This window comes from Streptomyces sp. NPDC007157, assembly GCF_040634235.1.
GTDB lineage: Bacteria > Actinomycetota > Actinomycetes > Streptomycetales > Streptomycetaceae > Streptomyces.
Genome location: NZ_JBEYFE010000006.1, coordinates 125,389 through 148,242, shown reverse-complemented (window position 1 = coordinate 148,242; position 22,854 = coordinate 125,389). Strand labels below are relative to the sequence as shown.

Genomic DNA, 22,854 nt, shown 5'->3' with positions numbered 1-22,854 from the left:
CGACATGTCCAAGGAATTCGAGATCGCCCGCGAGTTCGAGGTCGACGCCACGCCCCAGGAGGTGTGGGAGGCGATCACCAACGGCTCCGGCGCCTACCTGTGGCCGATGGATCCGCCCGAGCCCCGGGTGGGCGGCGCGGCGGCCTTCGGCTCCACCGTGACCGCCTACGAGCCGCCGCACCACCTGATCGTCCGCAGTGAGGACGTCGGCTTCCCGACCCAGAGCGTCAACCAGCTGGAGCACGTGATCGAGCCGCGTGACGGCGGCCGCCGGGCCTGGGTGCGCTACGTGCACAGCGGGATCTTCACCGACGACTGGGACAACCAGTACGACGGCGCGAGCCGGCACACCGACTTCTATCTGCACACCCTGCGCGAGTACCTGGTCCACTTCGCGCCCCGCCCGGTCACCTTCGCGCAGCTCAACGGTCCCGAGGCGGCCCAGGCGCCGGACGCCTTCGACGCCGTGGGCCGCGCCCTCGGCCTGCCGGACGACCTGGCCGAAGGCGCGAAGGCGAGCGTCCGGGGGCCCGGCGGGCGGACCCTGGAGACGGTGGTCGACTACCGCGACCCGTACTTCATCGGGCTGCGCACCGACGACGCCCTCGTCCGGTTCTTCGGACGCAACCACTGGGGCGCCCCGGTCGGCATCAGCATCCACGACTTCGCACCGGACGCCGACGCCCGGGCGAACGAGAACGCCTGGCAGGACTGGCTGAACGGGGTGTTCAGCCAGTCCTGAGCCACGGTCGTCAGGGGCGGAAGCGCAGCACCTGCGGGTCGTGGTCGCTGATCTGGTCGTGGAACTCCGAGTTGATGTGCACGCTGTCGTACTCGAAGTCGCCGTTGCGGCGGATCTCCTTGCTGATCAGGATCTGGTCCAGGACCTGCTCGTTGCCCTGGTAGTCGTAGGTGTAGCGCTCCTTGGTCGGCAGCGACTGGATCGCCGACCAGAGCGCGCCGTGGCTCTCCAGGATCTTGGTGGTGCCGGAGAAGTCGAAGTCGTTCATGTCGCCGAGCGCGATGACGTTCGCGTCCTTCTGGACATCGAGGATGCTCTTGACGAACGCGTTGACCAGCGTCGCCTGCGCGTGGCGCTGGACCTCCGAGCTGCGCGCCACCGGCTGGTACTGCGCGGTCAGGCCCTGGTCGCCGCCCTTGGAGTTCAGGTGGTTGGCGATCACGAAGACCGTCCTGCCGCGGAAGACGAACTCGCCGGCCAGCGGCTTGCGGCTGGCCGTCCAGGCGGAGTCCGCCGGGTCGACACGACCGGGTGAGGCGGTCAGCTGGGCCTGGCCGTGCACCTTGGTGACGCCCACCGCGGTGGCGGAGTCGCCGCCCGCGCGGTCGACGAAGGACACCCGCTCGGGGTTGAAGAGGAAGACCTGGCGGATGTTGCCGCCGGGCTCGCCGCCGTCCTGGTCGTTGACCGGGTTGATGGAACGCCAGTCGTACTTCGGGCCGCCGGCCGCGACGATCGCGTCGATCAGCTTGTTCACCGTCACGTCCGCGGCGACCGTGCCGTCGTCCGTCGCGCCGTTGTTGTCCTGGATCTCCTCCAGGGACACGATGTCGGGCGACTGGAGGTTGTTCACGATCGCGGAGGCGTGTGCGGCGAAGGTGCCGTCGGAGGGGTCGAGGTTCTCGACGTTGTACGTGGCGACGGCCAGCTCGCTCTTCGACTGCTTCTTCGTCGTCTCGCGCTGCAGGCCGCCGCTCCTGAGGGCGCCCAGCTGGCTCGCGACGAGGGTGTAGCCGCCGAACTGGTTGTAGTCCAGCGGGCCGGTCGTGGCGCCGGCCAGCGTGTCGCCGACGTTCGCCGCCGGGAAGTCGGCGGTCGAGCCCAGGGACTGGATCTGGAGGCGGCCAGTGTTCTGGTCGTTGTAGGAGCGGTACAGCGAGCCACCGCGCACGGTGCGGTTCTCGTGCGGCTTCACCGTGACCCACAGCTCGGCGTACGGGTCGGTGCCGGTGACCACGTGGGTGTCGCGGACCTGGACGTTCATGCCCTCGAGGGACTCGTAGTAGTCCAGGGCGTACTTCTTCGGCTGGAGCGTCAGGCCGTTGATCGAGCCGGCCGCGGCGGTGTCACCCGCCGGGGTGTACTCGGCCGGTACCGACTTCTTGTCGATCACGACCGGCGCCGGGACCGCGTTGCCGGTGGAGACCGTGGTGACCGTCGGCTTGGTGATCTCGGTCAGCGACTGGTTGCCGGTGGTGGCGCCGCCCGGGACGTACTCGGAGACCGTGCCGGTGACCGTGACGGAGTCGCCGACCGCGACCTTCGGATTGGAGCTGGTGAAGACGAAGACGCCCTCACTGGTGGCCGGGTTGTCGTCCGGCGTCGGGTCCTGGAGCCAGAAGCCCCGCGAGGAGCCGTAGGTGCGCGTGGCCGTGACGATGCCGGGGACGTCCGTCACCTTCTGGCCGGCGTACGGCGATATGCGCGTGGCGCCCTGGACGTCATGGATGCGCAGCCCGTCGGCCTGGGCCGGCGAGGTGAGGGCGACGGTGGACGCCGCGCTGCAGACGGCGGCGACGGTGAGCGCGGCGAGACGCGCGGAAGACCTGCTCGGCAAGGAAATCCCTCCGGGGACATAAACGGTGCCGGGACGAGGGCGTCATGGAGTGGGCATGACACGCGTAGACAGAGAGTGAACACCTGTCCCCCCTGTTTTCTACGCGCGTCAATCTCGTCCCTGCGTAGGGGAGTTGTCAAGGTTTCGGCCATGTACGCAGCTCGGCGGGGAGATGAACCGGGCGGCATGGGTGGAAATCCGTCTAGGCTGAGCGGCTGAGGCGTACGGCGTCCCGATGGTCGTACGGCCGTCGTACGGAGTCCATGTCGTCGTACGACCGTAGAGGCGTCCGAGGAGATCCACCCGATGTCAGACAGCTCGCCCCTGCCGCCGGTGCGGTTGCGTCCCGAAGCGGAGCTGGCACGCGCCGCGCTGGCCACGCCGCTGCTCTCCCGGGCCGCCCGGCTCGCCCGCTGGGCCGGACCCGACACCCGCGTCGACGCAGGTGGCGGACTGGCCGAGGAGCAACTCCCGGCCGCCGCCGAACTGCTCGGGCTCACCGGGGACGACGCCGCCGCGTACACCGCCGAGGCCTGGCGGGTCGCCCTGGACGCCGGGCTCGTCGAGATCGTCGACGAGGAGGCCGGGACGGTCGCGGCGGGGGAGGAGCTGGCGCGGCTCACCGGGGGCTCGCCGCACGACGTCCTCGGGGTCTGGCTGGCCGCCCTGGAGACCGTGATCGGCGACGCGAGCGTGCCCGACCTGGACGGAATTGTCGACGCGCTCGACGAGGGCGGCGAGGTCGATTTCTCGTCACTCGGCTGGGACCCCGAGGACGAGGCGGAATTCCTCGACGGCGTCCTCGGCAACCTGTACCTGCTGACGGTGAGCGAAGGCGGTTCCGGCGAGGCGCCGGTGCCGCTGCCGGCGCTCGCCGCGTCGATGATCGTGCCCAGCGACATGGGGGAGCCGACCAACGACGTTCTCGAACAGGTCTCCGACGCGATGATGCGGCTCGACGACCAGTTCCGGATGCTGGAGCCGGTCGGACTCGTCGCGTACCAGCCGGTCGACGAGGCGCTCATGGCCGACGCAGAGGAGGAGCCGGCCGCGGGGCCGGTCGACGAGAGCGACGTCACCCGGTACGGCATGGTGCGGCTCACCCCGCTCGGCGCGTACGGGCTGCGGGCGCGGCTGTTGGAGGCCGGGTTCGAGGCGCCGGCGGTCGGGGAACTCGCCGACAAGGGCGCGGACGCGTTGCTCGACGGCATGGCCACGTTTCCGCAGGGAGCGGCGCAGGCCGAGACCGAGCAGTGGCTGGACCGTCGTGAAGCCCTCGCCGCCGCACGGGAGTTGCTGGCCGCCGCGCGCGGCGGGGACGCGGGCGCGCCGCTGCGCCGGCTGCGCTGCCAGCAGGCGCTGTCCCTGGTCGGCCCCGAGGCCGAACCGGCACTGCGCGAGGTCCTCGGCGACCCCGAGCTGGGCGGACTGGCCAGGGTCTGGCTGGCCGAGCGCGGCGCCGCCGACGTACCGGCGCCCTCGCCGGACATGATCTTCTGGCTGACCATCGACACGGTCGCCGCGCAGCTGGCCGCCGAAGGGAACTCCGAGGAACTGCAGGCCCTGGTCGAGGGGTTGGCCCAGCAGCACGCCGGGTTCTTCGCCGAGGCCTGGCGGGTCGACCACCCGGACACGGCCGACGTCCTGGAGGCGATGGGACGCCTGCACCCGGACAAGAAGGTGGCGAAGGAGGCCCGGAAGGCCGCGTTCAAGGCGCGGTCGCAGCACGGGGGATAGCGGCCGAAGGGGCAGGGCTGCACGAGGGTCGGGCACCGCCGGACGCGTCGAGCACGGCTGAGCGCCGCCGCGGCGGAAGAAGGATTCCAGGCCGCGGTTGCCGGGGTCTGCGGCGCGTCCTCGGGTGTGACTTTTGGTTGCCGTGGGGCGGCGCATACGGATTCATGGAACACGCGAAGCCGATGTCGCCCTGAGTTCAGGCGGAGTTCAGACGCGGCCGGGAGCGTGTGCGCCGACTTGAGGTCCGCCACCCTCCACGGCCCTTCGACCGTCACAGGAGACACCATGTCGCTCACCCGCAGGGACTTCGCCAGGAAATCCGCGATCACCGGTGCCGGTGTCGCGCTGGCGGGCAGCGTCGGCGCCCTCGCCACCGCCCCGAACGCCCTCGCGTCCACCGAGACCGATGCCGAGGCGTCCGGCGCGGCCGAGTCGGGGCACGGCCACGGGCACGGCGGCGTCGGCTACGGGCCGCTGCTCCCCGACCCCGACGGCATCCTCGCGCTCCCCGCCGGCTTCGAGTACCGCGTCATCACCTACAGCGGCAGGACCCGGCTGGAGTCGGGCGAGTTCACCCCCTCCAACCACGACGGCACCTCCACCTTCGACGGCCCGCGCGGCACCACCCTCCTCGTCAACAACCACGAGCTGGCCGGCCCCCGCGCCAACTGGACCCACCCGGTGCCGCTCACCGAGGGCCTCGTCTACGACCCGGCGGCCGCCGGCGGCTGCACGGTCGTCGAGGTGCACCACGACAAGGTCGCCGAATGGGTCGGCATCGCCGGCACCGCCACCAACTGCGCCGGCGGCAACACCCCTTGGGGCACCTGGCTCACCTGCGAGGAGACCGAGGACAAGGCCGGCGTCAACGGCATGACCAAGGACCACGGCTATGTCTTCGAGGTCGACCCCGAGGACCGCCGGGCCAACCGGAACCCCAAGCCGATCAAGGCGCTGGGCCGGTACGCGCACGAGGCCGTCGTCGTCGACCCCAGGCGCGGCCACCTCTACCTGACGGAGGACGCGTCCAACCCGAACGGTCTGCTCTACCGCTGGACCCCGCCCGAGCACTTCCACCACGGCCGCGGCCGGCTGCGCACCCTCGCCGACGACGCGGGCACGCTCCAGGCCTTCAAGTGCTTCGACTCCGGCGGCGTGTTCGTCGACGACCTCTCCCGCGCCACGAAGATCGGCACCGTGTACGGCGTCGACTGGGCGGACGTCCCGGACCGCGACGCGAAGACCACCTCGGTCCGCAAGCAGTTCACCGCCGGCCAGGTCACCCGCGCCCGCAAGCTGGAGGGCATGTGGTGGGGCGACGGGGGCGTGTACATCGTCTCCTCCTACGCCCGTTCGGAGAGCCCCGTCCAGCACGACGGCGCCGTCTGGTTCTACGACCCCAAGCGCCGCACCCTCACCCTGAAGGTGCTCATCGGCGTCAACCCGGACCCGTCCGTGGACGGCGACTTCGACGGCCCGGACAACATCACCGTCTCCCCGTACGGCGGCCTGGTCATCGCCGAGGACGGCGAGGGCATCCAGCACCTGTTCGGCGCCACCGACAGCGGCCGCACCTACCCCATCGCCCGCAACGAACTGGCGATCCCCTCAGCCGCTGCCGCGGCGGGCGGCACCGAAGAGGAGCCGGAATACAGCGAGTTCACCGGCGTCACCTTCTCGCCCGACGGCAAGACCCTCTACGCGAACATCCAGACGCCCGGCATCATGCTTGCCATCACCGGGCCCTGGAAGAGGCACAGGCGATAGATCAAAGGGTCCCTCGAACGTGTGATGCTGTCCGAATCAGCTGCCGACTGAGGGGGCTGGACATACCTTTCGGGCATGGCCAAGTTGTGTGAACAGTGCAGCATGCCGGTAAAGGAAAATCGCAGGCGCTATTGCAGTAATCGCTGCAGCCTCCGGGGTACAGCACGACAGCGCGCTGAGTCACACCGGAAACCCAAGCCGCCGTGCCCTCAGTGCGGCAAATCCATCCTGACTCGCGGTGCGGTTCACTGCGGTCGGACCTGCGCGAACGTGACACGCAGACAGGAGGCGGAGGCACGGCATGGGAAACCCACGCCGTGCCTCCGTTGCGGATCGACGGAGCGGCGCCCTCGTTCTGCCGGCCCGTACTGTTCCTGGGAGTGCTTCAACAACGACCGCTACGAGCGCACCGGCTCTTTCGCGCGGTGGTTCGCCGCGTGGCAAGCGGGCGAGATCAGCGGTACGAGAGACGACGGCAGACCGGACTGGCGGGTGCGTCAGGGACTGGTCCTACTCAGAGGGCAGTGCTGCGAGAAATGCGGTTGGGCTGAAGTCAACCCTGTGTCCGGGCGTGTTCCTCTGCATGTTGACCATATTGACGGCGATCGGACGAAAAACCGTCCAGAGGACCTGCGTCTGCTGTGTCCGAACTGTCATGCGCTGACGCCAAATTACCAACACCTCAACAACCCCCGTGTCCGACCGGTGCGTCAGAAGAAGACCCGCCGGTATCAGGAGGTTTGGCTCGACACGCGTACAGCAAGATATCGCTGAGGCGCTGAGGCGCTGAGGCGTGGCGCTTTTCGCACCACGCGACAGCTCTTCAAAGGCGAGCCGACGCTGAAACGGATTGGGGTGTCACTTGGGATACCTTGATCCTTCGGTCGCGAGCTGCCGTGGGCGTCGGCCACGACGCGGAGGCTGTTGGTTCTTCCAGACAAAAGCTCGGAACTTGGGGAACCTTCGATAGGCCTTGTTCGGATCGCCCAACTTTGTCGGCAGAGAGCCTCCTTCGTAATGAAGGTCGCTTAGTGAACTGCGCACCTGGTGGCGGATCAGTGTGGCCCGGGTCGGATCGGAATTCGCTGCAATCGGGTCCTTGAACATTGAGAGCGGCCTAAGGGTTGTGCCATATACAAGCTGTTGTAGATCGGCCCAGACGGGAGCGTATCTCTCCTTTGCGCTGCCCAGTACGACGAGTAACCCTCCGGGTGTGAGGCTACGAGCCAGGTCCCGTATCTCCTTGCGGAAAGCCTCGATGGTGTCTCGGGTCGTGAGAAAATTGCACATGATCACCAAGTCGTAGGCGCTGGGGGCTCGGACTCCCTCTTCCTGGGCCAGCATCCGAGCGTAGCCCGGGCTGATCGGTTCGTCGTCTCTGTCGAACTCTTCAGTGATAAGCCGGGCCTTCGATTCCAGCGCGTGAACGTGTTCTTCAATGACGGAAAACCCGCTGAAGTCCGGATGCGTTACTCCGAAGGGGAAAGCTCTTGAAAACGTGGGTACTTCCTGCCGAAGTCGGCCAATCTCTTCGGAGAGTTGGTGCAATAAACGGCTCCAGGCCTGCCCTCTGTCCAAAACGCGCAGTTCTGTGGCAGGAGCGAACTCGACCTTCTGCTGTGTAGTGTCGGCCCACAGCGTCAGGTCGTCGTAGAAATCATGCACCGCATAGAGAGCGGGAGCGGGGCCGGCCCCGACCTCAAGAACCGAAAGTCGTCGCCGACGGATCGGTAGATGGCCCGCAGTGAACAGTTGCTCAAGAATCTGCGTCACTCGCCCGTACCGGTCGGCGAGATGCAGGATCATGTACGCGATCACTTCGGCCGGGTCCCGAAATTCTAGATCGTCGCAGCGGTCGAGAACATCGGCCAGTGTCGCGGCCACTGCCTCAGGGGTGTCTGTTGCGGAGGCGACAGCATCGATTGCTGAGCACAGGGACTTCAGATGTGGTTGGAGGAGGCTGTTCGGCGAGGATCGCCACTCGTCCAGGCTCGCGCCCGAGGTCCGCTGCCATAAGCCCGCAGTCCATGGTCGAGAGCCGTACTCCTCGTCGGCTGCCATGCCTTGTCTCCTCAAGGTCTGTGGACCTGGCGGCCCGGTGTACCTGGCACCTCGACGGCCGCTCCAATGGTCCTTGGTCCTGATTGAAGATACCGGCGCCGACGGAGACTTGGCCGTGGGCGGCCTGAGCCCTCAACGGAGGCGGTGCTCCGCGGGGATTCGGCGCGCACCCTTGTTCGGACAGCGAATTGACATCTAACATTTCAGTTCATGGAGAGCCTGCGCCCCCTGTCCCGTACCCTGCTCCGCGACCGTGCCTACGAGGCCATCCGCGATGCCATCGTCGTCGGCGAGATCGAACCCGGTGCGGTGGTGCGGGACGCCGAGTTCGCACAGCGGCTCGGGCTGTCCCGGGCGCCGGTGCGGGAGGCGTTCGCCCGGCTCGTCGACGAGGGGCTCCTGGAGAGCAAGCCACAGAGCTACACCCGGGTCACCCCGGTGGTGGCCGCCGACGTACGGGACGCGGCGGCCGTGGTCGGCGCCATGCACGAGCTGGCCACCGGGGCCGCCGTACCCCGGCTGCGGGACGCCGACCTCGACATGATGCGCGCGGCCAACGACCGGTTCGCCGCCGCCGTACGCGCCGGTGACGTGGACGAGGCCCTGCGTGCCGACGACGAACTGCACGACGTCCTGATCCGGGTGGCCGGCAACCGCGCGGCCGCCGCCACCGTCGCCCGCTACACCCCGCTCATCCGGCGCCTGGAGCGCCGCCGCTTCGGCGAGGGCGGCTCCTGCCGCTCGGCGGGCCTGCACGAGCGGCTCATCGAGGCGTGCGCGGCCGGTGACCCGCGGGCGGCGGTCAAGGTCACCGCCGACATCTGGCACACCCTCGCCGACCTGGCCGACCCCGACTGACACCAGGAGCCACCATGTCCCCCTCCGCGCCCCCTTCCCCGTCCATCTCCTCCTACGACCGTCACCCCCTCCTCTTCGGCCCCTCGCCCGTGCATCCGCTGGAGCGTCTCACCGCCCACCTCGGCGGGGCCGCGCTGTGGGCCAAGCGGGAGGACTGCAACTCCGGGATCGCGTACGGCGGGAACAAGACCCGCAAGCTGGAGTACCTGGTCGCCGACGCCCTCGCTCAGGGCTGCGACACCCTCGTCTCCATCGGCGGGGTCCAGTCCAACCACACCCGCCAGGTCGCCGCCGTCGCCGCCCGCGCCGGGCTCAAGTGCGTGCTGGTGCAGGAGAGCTGGGTGGAGTGGCCGGACTCCGTGTACGACAAGGTCGGCAACATCCTGATCAGCCGGCTGGCCGGGGCCGACGTCCGGCTCGTCCGGGCCGGGTTCGGGATCGGGTTCAAGGAGAGCTGGGAAGGCGCGCTGCGTGAGGTCGAGGAGTCCGGCGGCAGGCCCTACGCCATCCCGGCCGGCGCCTCCGACCATCCGCTCGGCGGGCTCGGCTTCGCCAACTGGGCGTACGAGGTCGCCGAGCAGGAGCGGGAGCTGGGCGTCTTCTTCGACACGGTGATCGTCTGCTCGGTGACCGGGTCGACCCAGGCCGGCATGGCCGCCGGGTTCGCCACGCTGGCGGAGGCGGGTGGGCGCGAGCGCCGGGTGATCGGCATCGACGCCTCCGCCAAGCCCGCCGAGACCCGCGAGCAGATCGCCCGCATAGCCCGGCGGACCGGGCAACTGATCGGTCTCGAGCGGGAGCTGACCGTCGACGACATCGAGCTGGACGAGCGTTACCACGCGGGCGTCTACGGCATCCCGGACGAGACCACCCTGGAGGCGATGCGCCTCGCGGCCCGCACCGAGGGCATGGTCACCGACCCGGTGTACGAGGGGAAGTCGATGGCGGGGCTCATCGACCTGGTCGCGCGCCGCGAGATCGACCCCGGCGCCACCGTCCTCTACGCCCACCTCGGCGGGCAGCCCGCGCTGAACGCCTACAGCGCTCTGTTCTGACGGACCGCAGGAGGCGGTCCCGCGCCCCTGCGAAGGGGCGCGGGACCGTGTCGGACCACGCCCGCTACAGCGCCTGCGCTCCCGGCTTCACCATGTTCCGCACCGTGCGGGCCTTCACGAACTCGCCCAGTGCCGTCATGTCCCACTCGCCGGAGAACTGGCGGACCAGCTTGGCCATCATCACGCCGGTCTGCGCCTCCGCGTTGGTGAGGTCGAAGCGGACCAGTTCCTCGCCGGTCGCCGCGTCCAGGAGGCGGCAGTAGGCCTTGGCGACCTCCGTGAACTTCTGGCCGGAGAAGGAGTTGACGGTGAAGACCAGGCCGGTGACCTCCGGGGGGATCCGGCCGAGGTCGACCACGATCACCTCGTCGTCGCCGCCTCCCTCACCGGTCAGGTTGTCGCCGGAGTGCTTGATCGCGCCGTTGAGGATGGACAGCTTGCCGAAGTAGCAGCTGTCGACGTGGTCGCGCTGCGGGCCGTAGGCGATGACCGAGGCGTCCAGGTCGATGTCCTTGCTGCGGAACGCCGGCTCCCAGCCCAGGCCCATCTTCACCTGGGAGAGCAGCGGGCTGCCCCCCTTGACCAGGGACACCGTCTGGTTCTTCTGGAGGCTGACTCTGCCCTTGTCGAGGTTGATCTTCCCGGAGCCCGGGACGGGCGGAGCGGGCGGTGCGGCGGGCGCGGGCGGGGCCACGACGGGGGGAGCCGTCGGCTGTGGGGCCGCCGGCTGGGGAGCGGTCTGCTGGGGGGCCGGGGCAGCCGTCGGCTCCTCCACCGTCACGCCGAAGTCGGTGGCGATGCCGGCCAGCCCGTTCGCGTACCCCTGGCCGACCGCGCGGGCCTTCCACGCGCCGTTGCGCAGGTAGATCTCGACGACCACCAGCGCCGTCTCGCTGCCCAGCTGCGGCGGCGTGAAGGTGCCCAGCACCGAGCCGTCGTCCGCGTTGCGGATGGTCGCCGTCGGCTCGACGCCCTGGAAGGTCTGCCCCGCGGCGTCGGGGCTGGCGGTGACGACGATCTTCTCGATGCCCGGGGGCACGGCGGCCGTGTCGACGGTGATCGCGTCCGGGGACGTACCGCCGCCGGAGCGGTACGTCACACCCGGGCCGTTCGGCTGGTTGTAGAAGATGAAGTCGTCGTCGGAGCGCACCTTGCCGTCGCCCGTGAGCAGCAGGCCCGACACGTCGAGCCGCACCGGGGCGGCGACGTCCACCGCCACCCGGGAGACGGGGAGAGGGATGTTCGAGCCAGGGGTCATAGCTGTCATGCCGCGTGAACGAACGACATCGCTTTACCGTTCCCTTACCGTCGAGCGGCCCTCGCACCGTCCCCCGATCGGCTCAGGAGACCCCGCGATCCGGCTCAGGGGACGACGACGATCTTCCGTCCCACCCCCGCCGCGAACTGCTCCAGCGCCTGCGGGTAGCTGTCCAGCGGGAGGCGGTCGCTGATGAAGACCTCCGGGTCCAGGACCCCGTTCGCGAACAGCTCCGCGGCGCGTTCGTAGCTGTGCAGGACGGCCATGGAGCCGGTGATGGTGATCTCCTGGTTGTAGATGCGGTACGGGTCGATCGTCACCCGGGTCGCGTAGTCGGCGACGCCGAACTGGAGGAAGGTGCCGGCCTTCGCCACCCGCTCCAGGCCGTCCTGGATCGCCGCCGCGTTGCCGGTCGCGTCGATCACCACGTCCCAGCCCCGCGGCCGGTCCAGTTCGTCGGCGTTCGCGGCGGACGCGGAGACGCCGAGCGCGCGGGCGGTCTCCAGGCGGGCCGGGTTCAGGTCGACCACGTCGACGCTGGCCGCGCCGGTGCGCTTGGCGAGTTCCAGCATCATCAGGCCCATGGTCCCGGAGCCGTAGATCAGGACGTGGGCGCCCAGGCGGGAGTTGAGGACGTCGTAGCCGCGTACCGCGCAGGACAGCGGCTCGACCAGGGCCGCGTCCTGGGTGCGGACGTGCTCGGGGAGCTTGACGCAGTTGGCGACCGGGGCGAGCGCGTACTGCGCGGCGCCGCCCGGCACGGTCACGCCGATCGCGGCCCAGCGTTCGCACAGGTTGTTGTGGCCGTTGCGGCACTGCCGGCACTCGTGGCAGTACAGGGACGGGTCGACCGCGACCCGGTCGCCGATCGCCACCTCCGTCACCTGGGTGCCCACGCCGACCACCTCGCCGGCGAACTCGTGCCCCGGGACGATCGGCAGCTTGGGCGCGAACTCGCCCTGGAGGATGTGCAGATCGGTTCCGCACAGGCCGCACGCGGCCACCTCCACGACGACCTCGCGGGGGCCGGGGGTCGGGTCGGGGACCTCGGTGACGACGGCACGGCCCACGGACTCGATGACGGCGGCCTTCATTTCACGGCTCCCAAGGACAGGCCCTGGACGAGTTTGTCCTGGGCGGTGAACCCCGCGGCGAGCACCGGCAGGGAGACGACGAGCGACGCGGCGCACACCTTCGCCAGGAACAGGCCCTGGCTGGTGATGAAGCCGGTCAGGAAGACGGGGGCGGTCTCGGCGACCACGCCCGTCAGCACGCGTGCGAAGAGCAGTTCGTTCCAGCTGAAGATGAAGCAGATCAGTGCGGTGGCGGCGACGCCCGGGAGGGAGATGGGGGCGACCACGCGCGCGAGGATCGTCGGCAGCCGGGCCCCGTCCACCCGCGCGGCCTCGATGACCTCGACCGGGACCTCGGCGAGGAAGGACTGCATCATCCACACCGCGATCGGGAGGTTCATGGAGGTGTAGAGGATGACCAGGAGCCAGATGTTGTCGAGCATCCCGGCGTTCTTCGCGAAGAGGTAGATCGGCAGCAGGCCCGCCACGGCCGGCAGCATCTTCGTGGAGAGGAAGAAGAACAGGACGTCCGTCCACTTCCGCACCCGGCGGATCGACAGCGCGTACGCGGCCGGGAAGGCCAGCAGGAGGACGAAGAGCGTCGAGACCACCGACGCCATCGCCGAGTTGATCAGTGCGGGCCACGGGCTCGCGCCGCCGCCGACGCCGAAGAACTCGCGGTAGCTGTCCAGGGTGAGGGCGGCGGTGAAGGACGGCGGGTTGGTCGCCGCGTCCGACTCGGAGTGGAAGGAGGTCAGCGCCATCCAGGCGATGGGCAGGAAGAACACGATCCCGGTCAGCCACGCGACCAGCCCGAGTCCGCCTCGCCGTACGAGGTTCAGGGCGGTGTTCATGCGCGGGACACCTCCTCGCGGAACAGCGACGACACCACACGCAGGGCGAAGGTCGCGATGATGATCGAGCCGATGACCACCACGACGCCGGCGGCCGAGGCGAGGCCGTTCTCGTGCGCCTGGTAGAAGCTCTGGTAGACGGTGTAGGGGAGGTTGGCCGTGCCCAGACCGCCGGAGGTGATCGTGAAGACCGCGTCGAAGTTCTGCACGATGTAGATCGAACCCAGCAGTCCGCCGAGTTCCAGGTACCGGCGCAGATGCGGGAGGGTCAGGTAGCGGAAGATCTGCCAGTCGCTCGCGCCGTCCACCCGGGCCGCCTCCAGCTGCTGCTGGTCGCGGCTCTGCAGCCCGGCCAGCAGGATCAGCATCATGAACGGCGTCCACTGCCACACCAGGGCGGCCTCGACCGCGATCAGCGGGTTGTCCGAGATCCAGTCCGGCTGGGGGCCGCCGACGTAGTGCAGCAGGCCGTTGAGCAGGCCGTACTCGGGGTTGTAGAGCACGTGCTTCCACAGCAGCGCCGCCGCGACCGGGACGATCAGGAACGGCGCGATCATCAGTGTGCGGACCACGCCCCGGCCCCGGAACTTCCGGTTCAGCAGCAGCGCCACCACCAGGCCGAGGACCAGGCTGACCAGCACCACGGTCACCGTCAGCAGCACCGTCGTCCACACCGAGTGGCGCAGGTCCGGGTCGGTCAGGACCTGGCGGTAGTTGTCGATGCCGGTGAAGTGCCGGTCCTTCGGATAGAGCGCGTTCCAGTCGAAGAACGAGATCACCACGGTCGCCACGAACGGCAGCTGGGTCACCACGATCATGAAGACCAGCGCGGGCAGCAGCGGGGCCCGGGTGGCCCAGGCCCGCAGACGGTCGGACGGGGGCCGGGGCGCCGGCCGCGCGGTGGCGGCGGCGACCCGGGGAGAGGCGGTGGCGGTCATGATCCCTCGTACTTCTTGCCGACGGCCTCGGCGAGCTTCTGTGCCTTCTTCAGGGCGTCGTCCACGGACTGCTGGCCGGCGACGGCGGAGCTGATCTCCTGGGAGACCTTGGTGCCCAGGTCCGTGAACTCGGGGATGTCGACGAACTGGATGCCGGGCGCGGGCCGCGGCTGCACACCCGGGTCGTTGGGCTTGGCGCTGGCGATGGCGTCCCGGGTGACGTCCGCGAAGGCCGCCGCCTCCTGGCGGTACTGCTGGATGTCGTACGTCGAGGTGCGCTTGCCGGCCGGCACGTTGGCCCAGCCCGCCTTCTCGCCCACGAGCTTCTCGTAGCCCTTGCCGGACGCCCACGAGATGAACTTCCAGGCGTCGCCGGGGTTCTTGGACGCCTTCTGGATGCCCCACGCCCAGGTGTAGAGCCAGCCGGAGCTGTCGGTCTTGTCGACCGGCGCCGGGACGTAGCCCATCTTGCCCTTGACCGGCGAGCCGGTGGCCTCCAGCGAGCCCGCGCCGGAGGTGGCGTCGTACCACATCGCGGTCTTGCCCTGGGTCGTGTCGTTCAGGCACTCGGCGAAGCCGGACTGGGCGGCGCCGGCCTCGCCGTGCTTGCGGACCAGGTCGACGTAGAACTGCGTGGCCTTCTTGAACTCGGGGGCGTCCAGCTGCGCCTTCCAGTCCTTGTCGAACCAGGTGCCGCCGAAGGTGTTGACGACCGTGGTCAGCGGCGCCAGCATCTCGCCCCAGCCGGGCAGCCCGCGCAGACAGATGCCCTTCATACCGGGCTCCGCGCCGTCCGCCTTGGCGGCCAGGTCGGCGACCTGCTGCCAGGTGGGGTGGGCCGGCATGGTCAGCCCCTTCTTCTGGAAGACGTCCTTGCGGTACATCAGGAAGGACGACTCGCCGTAGAACGGCTCGCCGTAGAGCTTGCCGTCCGCCGCGGTGAGGGCCTGCTGCATCGGCTTGAGGATGTCCTGCTGGTCGAAGGCGGTGTCCTTCTTGACGTACGAGTCGATGGGCTCCAGCCAGCCGTTCTTGGCGTAGATCGGGATCTCGTAGTTGGAGAGGGTGGCGACGTCGTACTGGCCGGCCTGGTTGGCGAAGTCCTGGCTGATCTTGTCGCGGACGTCGTTCTCGGGCAGCACGGTGAAGTTCACCTTGATCCCGGTGTCCTTGGTGAAGTTGGCCTTGGTGAGCTTCTGCAGCTCCACCATCTGCGGGTTGTTCACCATCAGGACGTTGATGGAGTGGGCGGAGGAACCGCCGCCGGCGCCGGCGCCCGAGCAGCCGGCGAGCAGCGAGGTGGTCAGCGTTCCTGCGGCGGCCACCGCAAACAGGGCGCGGGGCGTTCGTCGGCTCTGGGTTCGCATGGGGTGCTCCTGGAGAACTGATGGGGAGATCTGAAGAACGTATGGGGGCATAAGGGGCATGTGTGGGCGGGAGGATGCCGTTCGGGGACTGCGGTCGGGCGGCCGGTCCGGTCGGCTCGGTGTCAGACGCGGAGGACCTGGGGGCCCTGGAGCGAGTAGCGGTGGGCCTCGGAGGCGGGCAGCAGGGTGCTGGTGACGATGGTCTCCAGCTCGCCGATCTCCGCGAACCGGCAGAAGCTGACCGCCCCGAACTTGGTGTGCACGCCGGCGAACACGGTGCGGCGCGCGGCCCGGATCGCCTGCGCCTTCACCTCGCTGACCGCCGGGTCGGGGGTGGTCAGGCCGTGGTCGCGGGAGATGCCGTTGGCGCCGATGTAGGCGAGGTCGATGACGAAGCCGGCGAGCATCTTCGTCGTCCAGTGGTCGACGGTGGCCAGGGTGCCGGAGCGGACCCGGCCGCCGAGCAGCAGGACGGAGACGTTCTCGGTCTCCGCGAGCGCGCCCGCCACCGGCAGGGACGCGGTGACCACGGTCAGCGGCCGGTCCGCGGGCAGCGCCTCGGCGATGAGCTGGGGGGTGAAGCCCTCGTCGACGAAGACGGTCTCCGCGTCGCCCAGCAGTTCGGCGGCGGCGGCCGCGATCCGGCGCTTCTCGGGGACGTGGCTGGTCGACCGGAACGCGAGCGTGGTCTCGAAGCCGGCGCTCTCCACCGGGTAGGCGCCGCCGTGGGTGCGCCGCACGAGCCCGTGGTCCTCCAGGGCGCGCAGATCGCGCCGGATGGTCTCCCTGGCCACGCCCAGTTCGGCGGCGAGCGCGGTGACGTCCACGGAGCCGGTGGTCCGGGCGGCCCGCACGATCTCGCGCTGGCGCTCTTCCGACGTCCTGGTGCTCATGCCGTCACCCACTTCCCTGTGGAACTGCCCGTTCGGGCCATGGGGGAAGTTGTACCTCCGGCGCACGTCGCTGACCAGGCCTGTTGCAAACCCGATACTGCCCGTATGTGCCCGGTTGTGCTCGGGCGTGCCCGTCTCGGAGCTGGGGCGCTGCTGTGCGGGACGTGAGATCGGGCATGATCCGTGCCCGAATACGACGGCGGGCGGGCCCGTTCGGTGCCCGCCCGCCGTCGTGAGCGCTCGTCTCAGTACGGCCAGAGGGGCGGGTCGTTGACGAAGCGGCCGCCCAGGTGGGTGTGGGCCGGGTTCTCCGGGTCCAGCTCGCCGTGCTCGGCGATCAGCTTCTCGGCGAACTGCTCCGAGTCGTCCTGCGGCTCGTAGCCGAGCGCCCGGGCGCTGGTCAGGTCCCACCACAGGCGGGTGTTGGCGGAGGAGCCGTAGACCACGGTGTGGCCGACCTCCTCGGCGGTCAGGGCCGCGTGGAAGAGCCGGGCGCCGTCGGCGGGGCTCATCCACACCGAGAGCATGCGCACGTCGGCCGGCTCGGCGAAGCAGGAGCCGATGCGGACGGAGACGGTCTCCAGGCCGTGCCGGTCCCAGTAGAGCTGGGCGAGGTCCTCGCCGAAGGACTTGGACAGGCCGTAGAAGGTGTCCGGGCGGCGGGGGGTGTCGATCGGGATGAGCGGATCGCCTGCGCGCGGCGCGGGGGTGTAGCCGACGGCGTGGTTGGAGGAGGCGAAGACGATCCGCGGCACGCCGGCCTCGCGGGCGGCCTCGTAGAGGTTGTAGGTGCCCTCGATGTTCGAGCGCAGGATCTTCTCGAAGGGTGCCTCCAGGGAGATCCCCGCGAGGTGGAGGACCGCGTCCACGCCGCGCACGGCCTCGCGCAGCGCGTCCTGGTCGGTGAGGTCGGCGGTGATCGCGTCCGGCTCACCGTCGATCGGGCGCACGTCGAACAGGCGCAGTGCGCACCCGTACTCCGGGAGCAGGGACCGCATCAGGGTGCCGAGCCCGCCGGCGGCACCGGTCAGCAGCAGCGTGCGGGGAGTGGGCATCCGCGGTCTCCTTGATTCGGCACCGATCGCGTACATGTACGGCATTCACATTCATGGACACGCTAGGGAGCTGGGGCGCGCTGAGTCAAGTGTGCCGTGGAGTGCGGTGATCCGCCTTGGTGTTGCCCGTTTCGCGGCTTGACCGGCACCAATGAGGAATCGTAACGTGGTCGCGTTCATGAATATGGACACCGATCAGACACATGCATCGACAGGGAGCGCCCGTGACGCCAGCCCCTCTCGCCGCGCGGCTCCGTGACCCGCGCGGGCCGCTCTTCTTCCCCGTCACGGCCTACGGCCCCGACGGCTCTCTCGACCTCGACGCCTACCGCGAGCATGTGCGCCGGGGCGTCGAGGCCGGTGCCGCGGCCGTGTTCGCCTGCTGCGGCACCGGGGAGTTCCACGCGCTGCTGCCCGAGGAGTTCGAGGCCTGTGTGGGCGCGGCGGTGGCGGCCACCGAGGGCCGGGTACCGGTGATCGCCGGCGCCGGCTACGGCACCGCGCTCGCCGTGCGCTACGCGCGTCTCGCCGCGGCCGCGGGCGCCGACGGCCTGCTCGCCATGCCGCCCTACCTGGTGGTCGCCGGTCAGGAGGGCCTGCTGCGGCACTACCGGGAGGTGGCCGCGGCGACCGACCTCCCGGTGATCGTCTACCAGCGGGACAACGCGGTGTTCACCCCGCCCACGGTCGTCGAACTCGCCCGCACCGAAGGCATCATGGGCTTCAAGGACGGCCTCGGCGACCTGGACCTGATGCAGCGCATCGTCAGCGCCGTCCGCACCGAGGTCCCCGGCGACTTCCTCTACTTCAACGGCCTGCCCACCGCCGAACAGACCCAGCTCGCCTACCAGGCCATCGGCATCACCCTCTACTCCTCGGCCGTCTTCTGCTTCGTCCCCGAGATCGCCCTCGCCTTCCACGCGGCCCTGCGCGAGGGGGACCGGCCGACGGTGGAGCGCCTGCTGGACGGCTTCTACCGCCCGTTCGTCGAACTCCGCGCCCAGGGCCGGGGCTACGCCGTCTCCCTGGTCAAGGCGGGCGTACGGCTGCGCGGTCTGGACGTCGGCGAGGTCCGGCCCCCGCTGCACGAGCCGGGCGAGGACCATGTGAAGCAGCTCGCCCAGCTGATCGAGCGCGGGTACGCACTGCTGGAGGAGGGCGCGTGACGGCGTCGGCGGGATCCGGGGGAGAGCGGTCGGAGGCATCGGCGGGAGCCGGAGGGGGGCAGCCGAAGGCGTCCCCGGGATCCGCAGGAGGCCGGCTGAAGACGTCGGCGTTCGTCTACCCCTGGGACGTGAACGGGGATCCCGGGGCCCCGGAGCGGATCGCCGCACTCGGCGTGGACCAGGTGACCCTCGCCTCCGCCTACCACTCGACCCGCGCGCTGACCCCCCGGCACCCGCGCCACCGCATCGTCACCGCCGAGTACGCGGCCGTCTACTACCCGGCGGGCGACCGCTGGGCGGGCCGCCGGCTCCGCCCCCACCAGGCGGGTGATTGGGCCCCCGGCGACGCCTACGGAGCAGCCGCCGAGGCCCTGGCCGGCGCCGGCCTCGACGTCCACACCTGGGTGATCCTCGCCCACAGCTCCCGCCTGGGCGCCGAGCACCCGGACACCTCCGTCGTCAACGCCTACGGCGACCGCTACCCCTGGGCCCCCTGCATCGCCCAGCCCGCCACGCGCGCGTACCTGACCGACCTCGCCGCCGAGGCCGCCGTCCGGCCGGGCGCGGCCGGCACCGAACTGGAGTCCCTCGGCTGGTACGGGCTCCCGCATCTGCACGCCCACGACAAGACCGGGGGCGTCGCCCTCGGTGACGCCGGCCAGTACCTGATGGCGCTGTGCTTCTGCCCGGCCTGTCGGGCCGGGTACGGCGACCAGGGGCTGGACGCCGACGAGCTGGCCACCGCCGTACGCGAGGCCCTGGAGCCGCTGTGGCGGGGTGCGGCGGACGACGGCGGATGGCCGACGGTGGAGAAGCTGCTCGGCGAACCGGTGGCGGCGGCCACCCGCGCGTGGCGCGACGGACGGGCCCGCACGCTCCAGGAGGCGGCCGTGGCCGCGGTCCGCGCGGCGGCCCCCGTCGGCTTCCAGGTGCTGCTGCACGCCGACCCGGTGGCCTACCACTGCGGCGCCAACGCGGGCGTGGACCCCGCGCACGTGCTGTCGGTCGCGGACGGCGTCGTGGTCCCCTGCGCGGGCGGTACGGCCCTGCTGGCGCCCTTCGCGGAGCACGCGCGCGAGGACACCGTTCTGGCAGCCAACTTCACGGTGGTCTCCGGGATGGGCGGCAGCCCCGGCACCCTGGCGGCCGACGCCGCCCGGGCACGCGACCTGGGCGCGACCGAACTGCGGCTGTATCACGCCGGGTTGGCGTCCGACGGCGACCTGGCGGCGGTGCGGGCGGCGCTGCGCTGAGCCAGTGACCAGGCGGTGGCCAGCAGCGCACCGCCGAAAACCGTCAACAGCAGCCGGTGGTCGACGAGTTCGACGAGGGCGGCCCCCACGGCCAGTCCGATCACGTTCGGCGTGAACATCAGCGTGTCGGCGGTCGCGGTGGCCCGTCCCAGTGCCGCGGCCGGGATCTCGCGCTGCACGGCGGTGTAGGCCGCGATCAGCACACAGGGCAGCCCGAGCCCGGCCGCCGCACTGCACGCCAGCACCACCGCGTCGTACGGCACCGCCCGCGCGGCCACCGCGACCCCGGTCAGCGCGATGCCGTACGCCGCGAACCGGCGCTCGCCGAGCCGCCGCAGGGCGGGCCCTGAGACCAGGCCGACGGCGACCGAGCCGGCGCCCTGGACGGCGTACATCACGCCCGTGTAGGCGGGGGAGCGGCCGAGGGCGTCCACCACCGCGTAGTTGAGGCTGCTGCCGAGCGAGGCGAGACACATCGTGGCGCCGCCGGACCGCACCAGCGGACGCAGGATCGGGTGCGACCACAGCAGCCGGACCCCCTCGGCGGTCTGTCCACGCCAGCTGCCGGCGGCCGGCCGCGGGCGTTCCTCGCGCACCCGGAGCAGCACGCACACCCCCGCCGCCAGCACGAAGGTGCCGGCGTCCAGCAGCGCCACGCTCGGCCCGCCGTAGGCCGTGTACAGCGCGGCGCCGGTCAGCGGGGCGACCAGCTTCATGCCCTCGCGGGCGGTCGTCCGCAGCCCGTTGAAGTCACCGAGCAGGTCCGGGTCGACGGCGGCGGCGACCAGGGCGGAGTTGGCCGCGTCCTCGACGACGCCTGCCGCGCCGTAGAGGACGAGGACGGTGAAGAGGAGCCAGACGGAGCCGGGCGAGTCGACCGTCCCGAGGGGGAGCAGGAGGACGGCGAGGGCGAGGTTCAGGCGGATGAGCAGGGGTTTGCGGCGGACGCGGTCGGCGAGGGTGCCGAGGGCGGGGCCGAGCAGGGTGGGGGTCCACAGTGCGGCGGTGCACAGGGCGGCGAGGCCGTCGGAGCCGGTGAGGTCCTTGACCCAGACGCCCGACACCAGCCAGAGCGCGGAGCTGCCGAAGCCGGACACGACGACACCGGTGAGGTAGAGGACCGCGTTGCGGTCGCGGAGCAGGCGGGTCACGGTCCAGGAGGTGGTCATGCCTGGTCATCGTGGGACTAAGGAGGGGGCGCGGGGATCGGGCAGGTGCCTTAAAGGCCGGGAGACCGTGCGCGGACTCCGGCTGAGTGCGAGGACGGACGGGCCGATGAGTTCCGGCGGTCGCTCCGGTCTACCTCCTGAAGGCGACGACCGAGTCAGCGGGAGACCTTGGATGAACGGCACGACCATGATCGACCTCGGCCCGCAGGCCAGGGTCGTGGCGGCGCTCGCGGAGCGGGTGACGGACGAACAACTGGCCGGGGCGACGCCGTGCCCCGCCTACGCGGTCCGTCACATGCTGGGCCACGTGGCAGGACTCTCCGTGGCCTTCCGGGACGCGGCCCGCAAGGACCTGGGGGCGACGACCGCCACGCCTCCCGGCACCGTCCTGCCCGACATCGGGCCGGGCTGGCGGGCGGAACTGCCCAAGGCGCTCGGCGACTTGGCCAAGGCCTGGCGGGAGCCGTCCGCGTGGGGCGGGATGACCCGGGCGGGCGGGATCGACCTGCCGGGGGAGGTGGCCGCGGCGGTCGCCGCCGACGAACTGGTCGTCCACGGCTGGGACCTGGCCCGGGCCACCGGCCAGGAGTACACCCCGGACCCGGTGGCGCTGGAGGCGGCGTTCGGCTTTCTGCGGGCGGTGGCGAAGGAGGCCGACCGGGGCCCCTTCGGCCCGCTGGTGCCGGTGCCGGAGAGCGCGCCACTGCTGGCACGGGTGATCGGGCTGAGCGGCCGGGATCCGGGCTGGAAGCCGTAAGGGGACCGGGCCGCAAGCCGTAAAAGGACCGGGCCGGAAGCCGTGGAGCGACTCGAACGGTGAGCGGGCGGGGATCCGGATCCGTACTCTCCTCGCCATGGCACTGAGCCTCACCGTCCTCGGTACGGCCTCTCCGCACCCCCGGCCCGGCCGCCCCTGCTCCGGCTATCTGCTGCGGGGCGGGGGCGCCGAGGTGTGGGTGGACGCGGGGACCGGTACCTTCGCGGAATTGCAGCGGCACACGGATCCGGCCCGGCTCACGGCGATCTGGATCTCGCACCTGCACGCGGACCACAGCGCGGATCTGCTGGCCGCCGCGTACGCGTACGCCTTCGGCGGGATGACGCCGGCCGCGCCGATACCGGTGTACGCGCCGCAGGCCTGCGCGGGGCGGCTGGCGGGCTTCCTCGGCCGGCCGGACCTGGGCTTCCTGGCCGGGGTGCTCGACTTCCGGCCGCTGTACGACGGGCACATGGTCCGGCACTGGAACCTGCGGCTCGCCGCGCGGGCGGTGGCCCACGACGTCGAGGCCTACGGGCTGCGCGCCGAATGCCAGGGGAGCGTACTGGCGTACTCCGGGGACAGCGGTCCCTGCGACGCGCTGACCGAGCTGGCCGCCCGCGCGGACGTCTTCCTGTGCGAGGCCGACCTCGACGAGCATCGCGATGGCGAACGGGTACATCTGACACCCGAAGACGCGGGACGGATCGCCCGGGACGCCGGGGTGCGGGAGCTGCTGGTGACGCATGTGGGGCCGACGCTGACCAGGGAGATGGCGGCGGCCCGGGCGGGCGCGGTGTCGGGACGGCCCACCAGCGTGGCACGGGAGGGCGAGGCCCGGGGCCTCTGAGCCCGGGGCGCGCTCGTCCGAACACCTTTGTCAGAAGCATTGACGAACCACGGCGGCCCTCCTACCTTCATCCGCGTCGTACTTCGTACGTCATATATGAGACGCGATATGCGAGATCAGATACGTCAGACCGGCTCGCCGGAGCCGGTACGTGACCCCGAGAG

20 protein-coding genes are annotated in these 22,854 nt (G+C 70.6%); 10 read left to right on the top strand and 10 right to left on the bottom strand.

Features of this window, described 5'->3' with window-relative positions:
• The first annotated feature begins 4 nt into the window (after nucleotides 1-4).
• Nucleotides 5-742: an SRPBCC domain-containing protein gene (locus tag ABZ642_RS13110; protein WP_360481736.1), complete on the top strand. Its 738-nt coding sequence runs from the start codon at nucleotides 5-7 to the stop codon at nucleotides 740-742.
• 10 nt (nucleotides 743-752) lie between these two features.
• On the opposite strand, the gene ABZ642_RS13105 is transcribed toward ABZ642_RS13110, so the two are convergent.
• Nucleotides 753-2,579, bottom strand: coding sequence for an endonuclease/exonuclease/phosphatase family protein (locus ABZ642_RS13105; RefSeq protein WP_360481733.1), 1,827 nt, complete (start codon nucleotides 2,577-2,579; stop codon nucleotides 753-755).
• Between the two features lie 306 nt (nucleotides 2,580-2,885).
• On the opposite strand from ABZ642_RS13105, the gene ABZ642_RS13100 reads away from it, so the two are divergent.
• From ABZ642_RS13100 to ABZ642_RS13090, 3 genes are all read left to right on the top strand, one after another.
• On the top strand, nucleotides 2,886-4,316 hold the full coding sequence (locus ABZ642_RS13100; RefSeq protein WP_360481730.1) for a hypothetical protein: 1,431 nt from the start codon (nucleotides 2,886-2,888) through the stop codon (nucleotides 4,314-4,316).
• 285 nt (nucleotides 4,317-4,601) lie between these two features.
• The gene (locus ABZ642_RS13095) at nucleotides 4,602-6,083 is read left to right on the top strand and encodes an alkaline phosphatase PhoX (RefSeq protein ID WP_360481727.1); all 1,482 of its coding nucleotides are present in this window, start codon (nucleotides 4,602-4,604) and stop codon (nucleotides 6,081-6,083) included.
• A 75-nt stretch (nucleotides 6,084-6,158) separates the two neighbouring features.
• Nucleotides 6,159-6,857, top strand: coding sequence for an HNH endonuclease signature motif containing protein (locus ABZ642_RS13090; protein ID WP_360481724.1), 699 nt, complete (start codon nucleotides 6,159-6,161; stop codon nucleotides 6,855-6,857).
• Between the two features lie 84 nt (nucleotides 6,858-6,941).
• On the opposite strand, the gene ABZ642_RS13085 is transcribed toward ABZ642_RS13090, so the two are convergent.
• Nucleotides 6,942-8,144, bottom strand: coding sequence for a hypothetical protein (locus ABZ642_RS13085; RefSeq protein ID WP_360481721.1), 1,203 nt, complete (start codon nucleotides 8,142-8,144; stop codon nucleotides 6,942-6,944).
• A 210-nt stretch (nucleotides 8,145-8,354) separates the two neighbouring features.
• Between ABZ642_RS13085 and ABZ642_RS13080 the strand changes: the two genes are divergently transcribed.
• Together ABZ642_RS13080 and ABZ642_RS13075 are read left to right on the top strand one after the other, a co-directional pair.
• Nucleotides 8,355-9,002 (top strand): GntR family transcriptional regulator, encoded by a 648-nt coding sequence (locus ABZ642_RS13080; RefSeq protein ID WP_360481718.1) that lies wholly within the window; start codon nucleotides 8,355-8,357, stop codon nucleotides 9,000-9,002.
• Between the two features lie 14 nt (nucleotides 9,003-9,016).
• Nucleotides 9,017-10,057 carry a 1-aminocyclopropane-1-carboxylate deaminase gene (locus ABZ642_RS13075; protein ID WP_360481715.1) on the top strand — a complete coding sequence of 347 codons (1,041 nt, stop codon included), beginning with the start codon at nucleotides 9,017-9,019 and terminating at the stop codon, nucleotides 10,055-10,057.
• Between the two features lie 64 nt (nucleotides 10,058-10,121).
• Here the strand turns inward: ABZ642_RS13075 and ABZ642_RS13070 are convergent, their stop codons facing one another.
• From ABZ642_RS13070 to ABZ642_RS13040, 7 genes are all read right to left on the bottom strand, one after another.
• Complete coding sequence (locus ABZ642_RS13070; protein WP_360481712.1) at nucleotides 10,122-11,315, bottom strand: TerD family protein; 1,194 nt, start codon at nucleotides 11,313-11,315, stop codon at nucleotides 10,122-10,124.
• A 104-nt stretch (nucleotides 11,316-11,419) separates the two neighbouring features.
• Nucleotides 11,420-12,409, bottom strand: a complete 990-nt coding sequence (locus ABZ642_RS13065) for a zinc-dependent alcohol dehydrogenase family protein (RefSeq protein ID WP_360481709.1) — start codon at nucleotides 12,407-12,409, stop codon at nucleotides 11,420-11,422.
• A complete protein-coding gene (locus ABZ642_RS13060) occupies nucleotides 12,406-13,242 on the bottom strand; it encodes a carbohydrate ABC transporter permease (protein WP_360481706.1) in 837 nt (278 codons plus the stop codon). The genes ABZ642_RS13065 and ABZ642_RS13060 overlap by 4 nt, the downstream gene beginning before the upstream one ends.
• The gene (locus tag ABZ642_RS13055) at nucleotides 13,239-14,180 is read right to left on the bottom strand and encodes a sugar ABC transporter permease (protein WP_351705429.1); all 942 of its coding nucleotides are present in this window, start codon (nucleotides 14,178-14,180) and stop codon (nucleotides 13,239-13,241) included. The genes ABZ642_RS13060 and ABZ642_RS13055 overlap by 4 nt, the downstream gene beginning before the upstream one ends.
• Nucleotides 14,177-15,547: a sugar ABC transporter substrate-binding protein gene (locus ABZ642_RS13050; protein ID WP_360481701.1), complete on the bottom strand. Its 1,371-nt coding sequence runs from the start codon at nucleotides 15,545-15,547 to the stop codon at nucleotides 14,177-14,179. The genes ABZ642_RS13055 and ABZ642_RS13050 overlap by 4 nt, the downstream gene beginning before the upstream one ends.
• 122 nt (nucleotides 15,548-15,669) lie before the next feature.
• Nucleotides 15,670-16,440 (bottom strand): DeoR/GlpR family DNA-binding transcription regulator, encoded by a 771-nt coding sequence (locus ABZ642_RS13045; protein WP_360481698.1) that lies wholly within the window; start codon nucleotides 16,438-16,440, stop codon nucleotides 15,670-15,672.
• A 245-nt stretch (nucleotides 16,441-16,685) separates the two neighbouring features.
• Nucleotides 16,686-17,495, bottom strand: coding sequence for an NAD(P)-dependent oxidoreductase (locus ABZ642_RS13040; RefSeq protein WP_360481695.1), 810 nt, complete (start codon nucleotides 17,493-17,495; stop codon nucleotides 16,686-16,688).
• 224 nt (nucleotides 17,496-17,719) lie between these two features.
• Here ABZ642_RS13040 and ABZ642_RS13035 point away from each other — a divergent pair, with 224 nt between their 5' ends.
• Nucleotides 17,720-18,661 carry a 5-dehydro-4-deoxyglucarate dehydratase gene (locus ABZ642_RS13035; RefSeq protein WP_360481692.1) on the top strand — a complete coding sequence of 314 codons (942 nt, stop codon included), beginning with the start codon at nucleotides 17,720-17,722 and terminating at the stop codon, nucleotides 18,659-18,661.
• A gap of 95 nt (nucleotides 18,662-18,756) precedes the next feature.
• On the top strand, nucleotides 18,757-19,914 hold the full coding sequence (locus ABZ642_RS13030) for a hypothetical protein (RefSeq protein ID WP_360482466.1): 1,158 nt from the start codon (nucleotides 18,757-18,759) through the stop codon (nucleotides 19,912-19,914).
• Here ABZ642_RS13030 and ABZ642_RS13025 read toward each other — a convergent pair.
• Nucleotides 19,857-21,083: an MFS transporter gene (locus ABZ642_RS13025; protein WP_360481690.1), complete on the bottom strand. Its 1,227-nt coding sequence runs from the start codon at nucleotides 21,081-21,083 to the stop codon at nucleotides 19,857-19,859. The genes ABZ642_RS13030 and ABZ642_RS13025 overlap by 58 nt on opposite strands.
• A 172-nt stretch (nucleotides 21,084-21,255) precedes the next feature.
• Here ABZ642_RS13025 and ABZ642_RS13020 point away from each other — a divergent pair, with 172 nt between their 5' ends.
• Together ABZ642_RS13020 and ABZ642_RS13015 are read left to right on the top strand one after the other, a co-directional pair.
• Nucleotides 21,256-21,840: a TIGR03086 family metal-binding protein gene (locus tag ABZ642_RS13020; RefSeq protein WP_360481687.1), complete on the top strand. Its 585-nt coding sequence runs from the start codon at nucleotides 21,256-21,258 to the stop codon at nucleotides 21,838-21,840.
• 97 nt (nucleotides 21,841-21,937) lie between these two features.
• Nucleotides 21,938-22,690, top strand: a complete 753-nt coding sequence (locus ABZ642_RS13015) for an MBL fold metallo-hydrolase (RefSeq protein ID WP_360481684.1) — start codon at nucleotides 21,938-21,940, stop codon at nucleotides 22,688-22,690.
• Nucleotides 22,691-22,854: the final 164 nt, after the last annotated feature.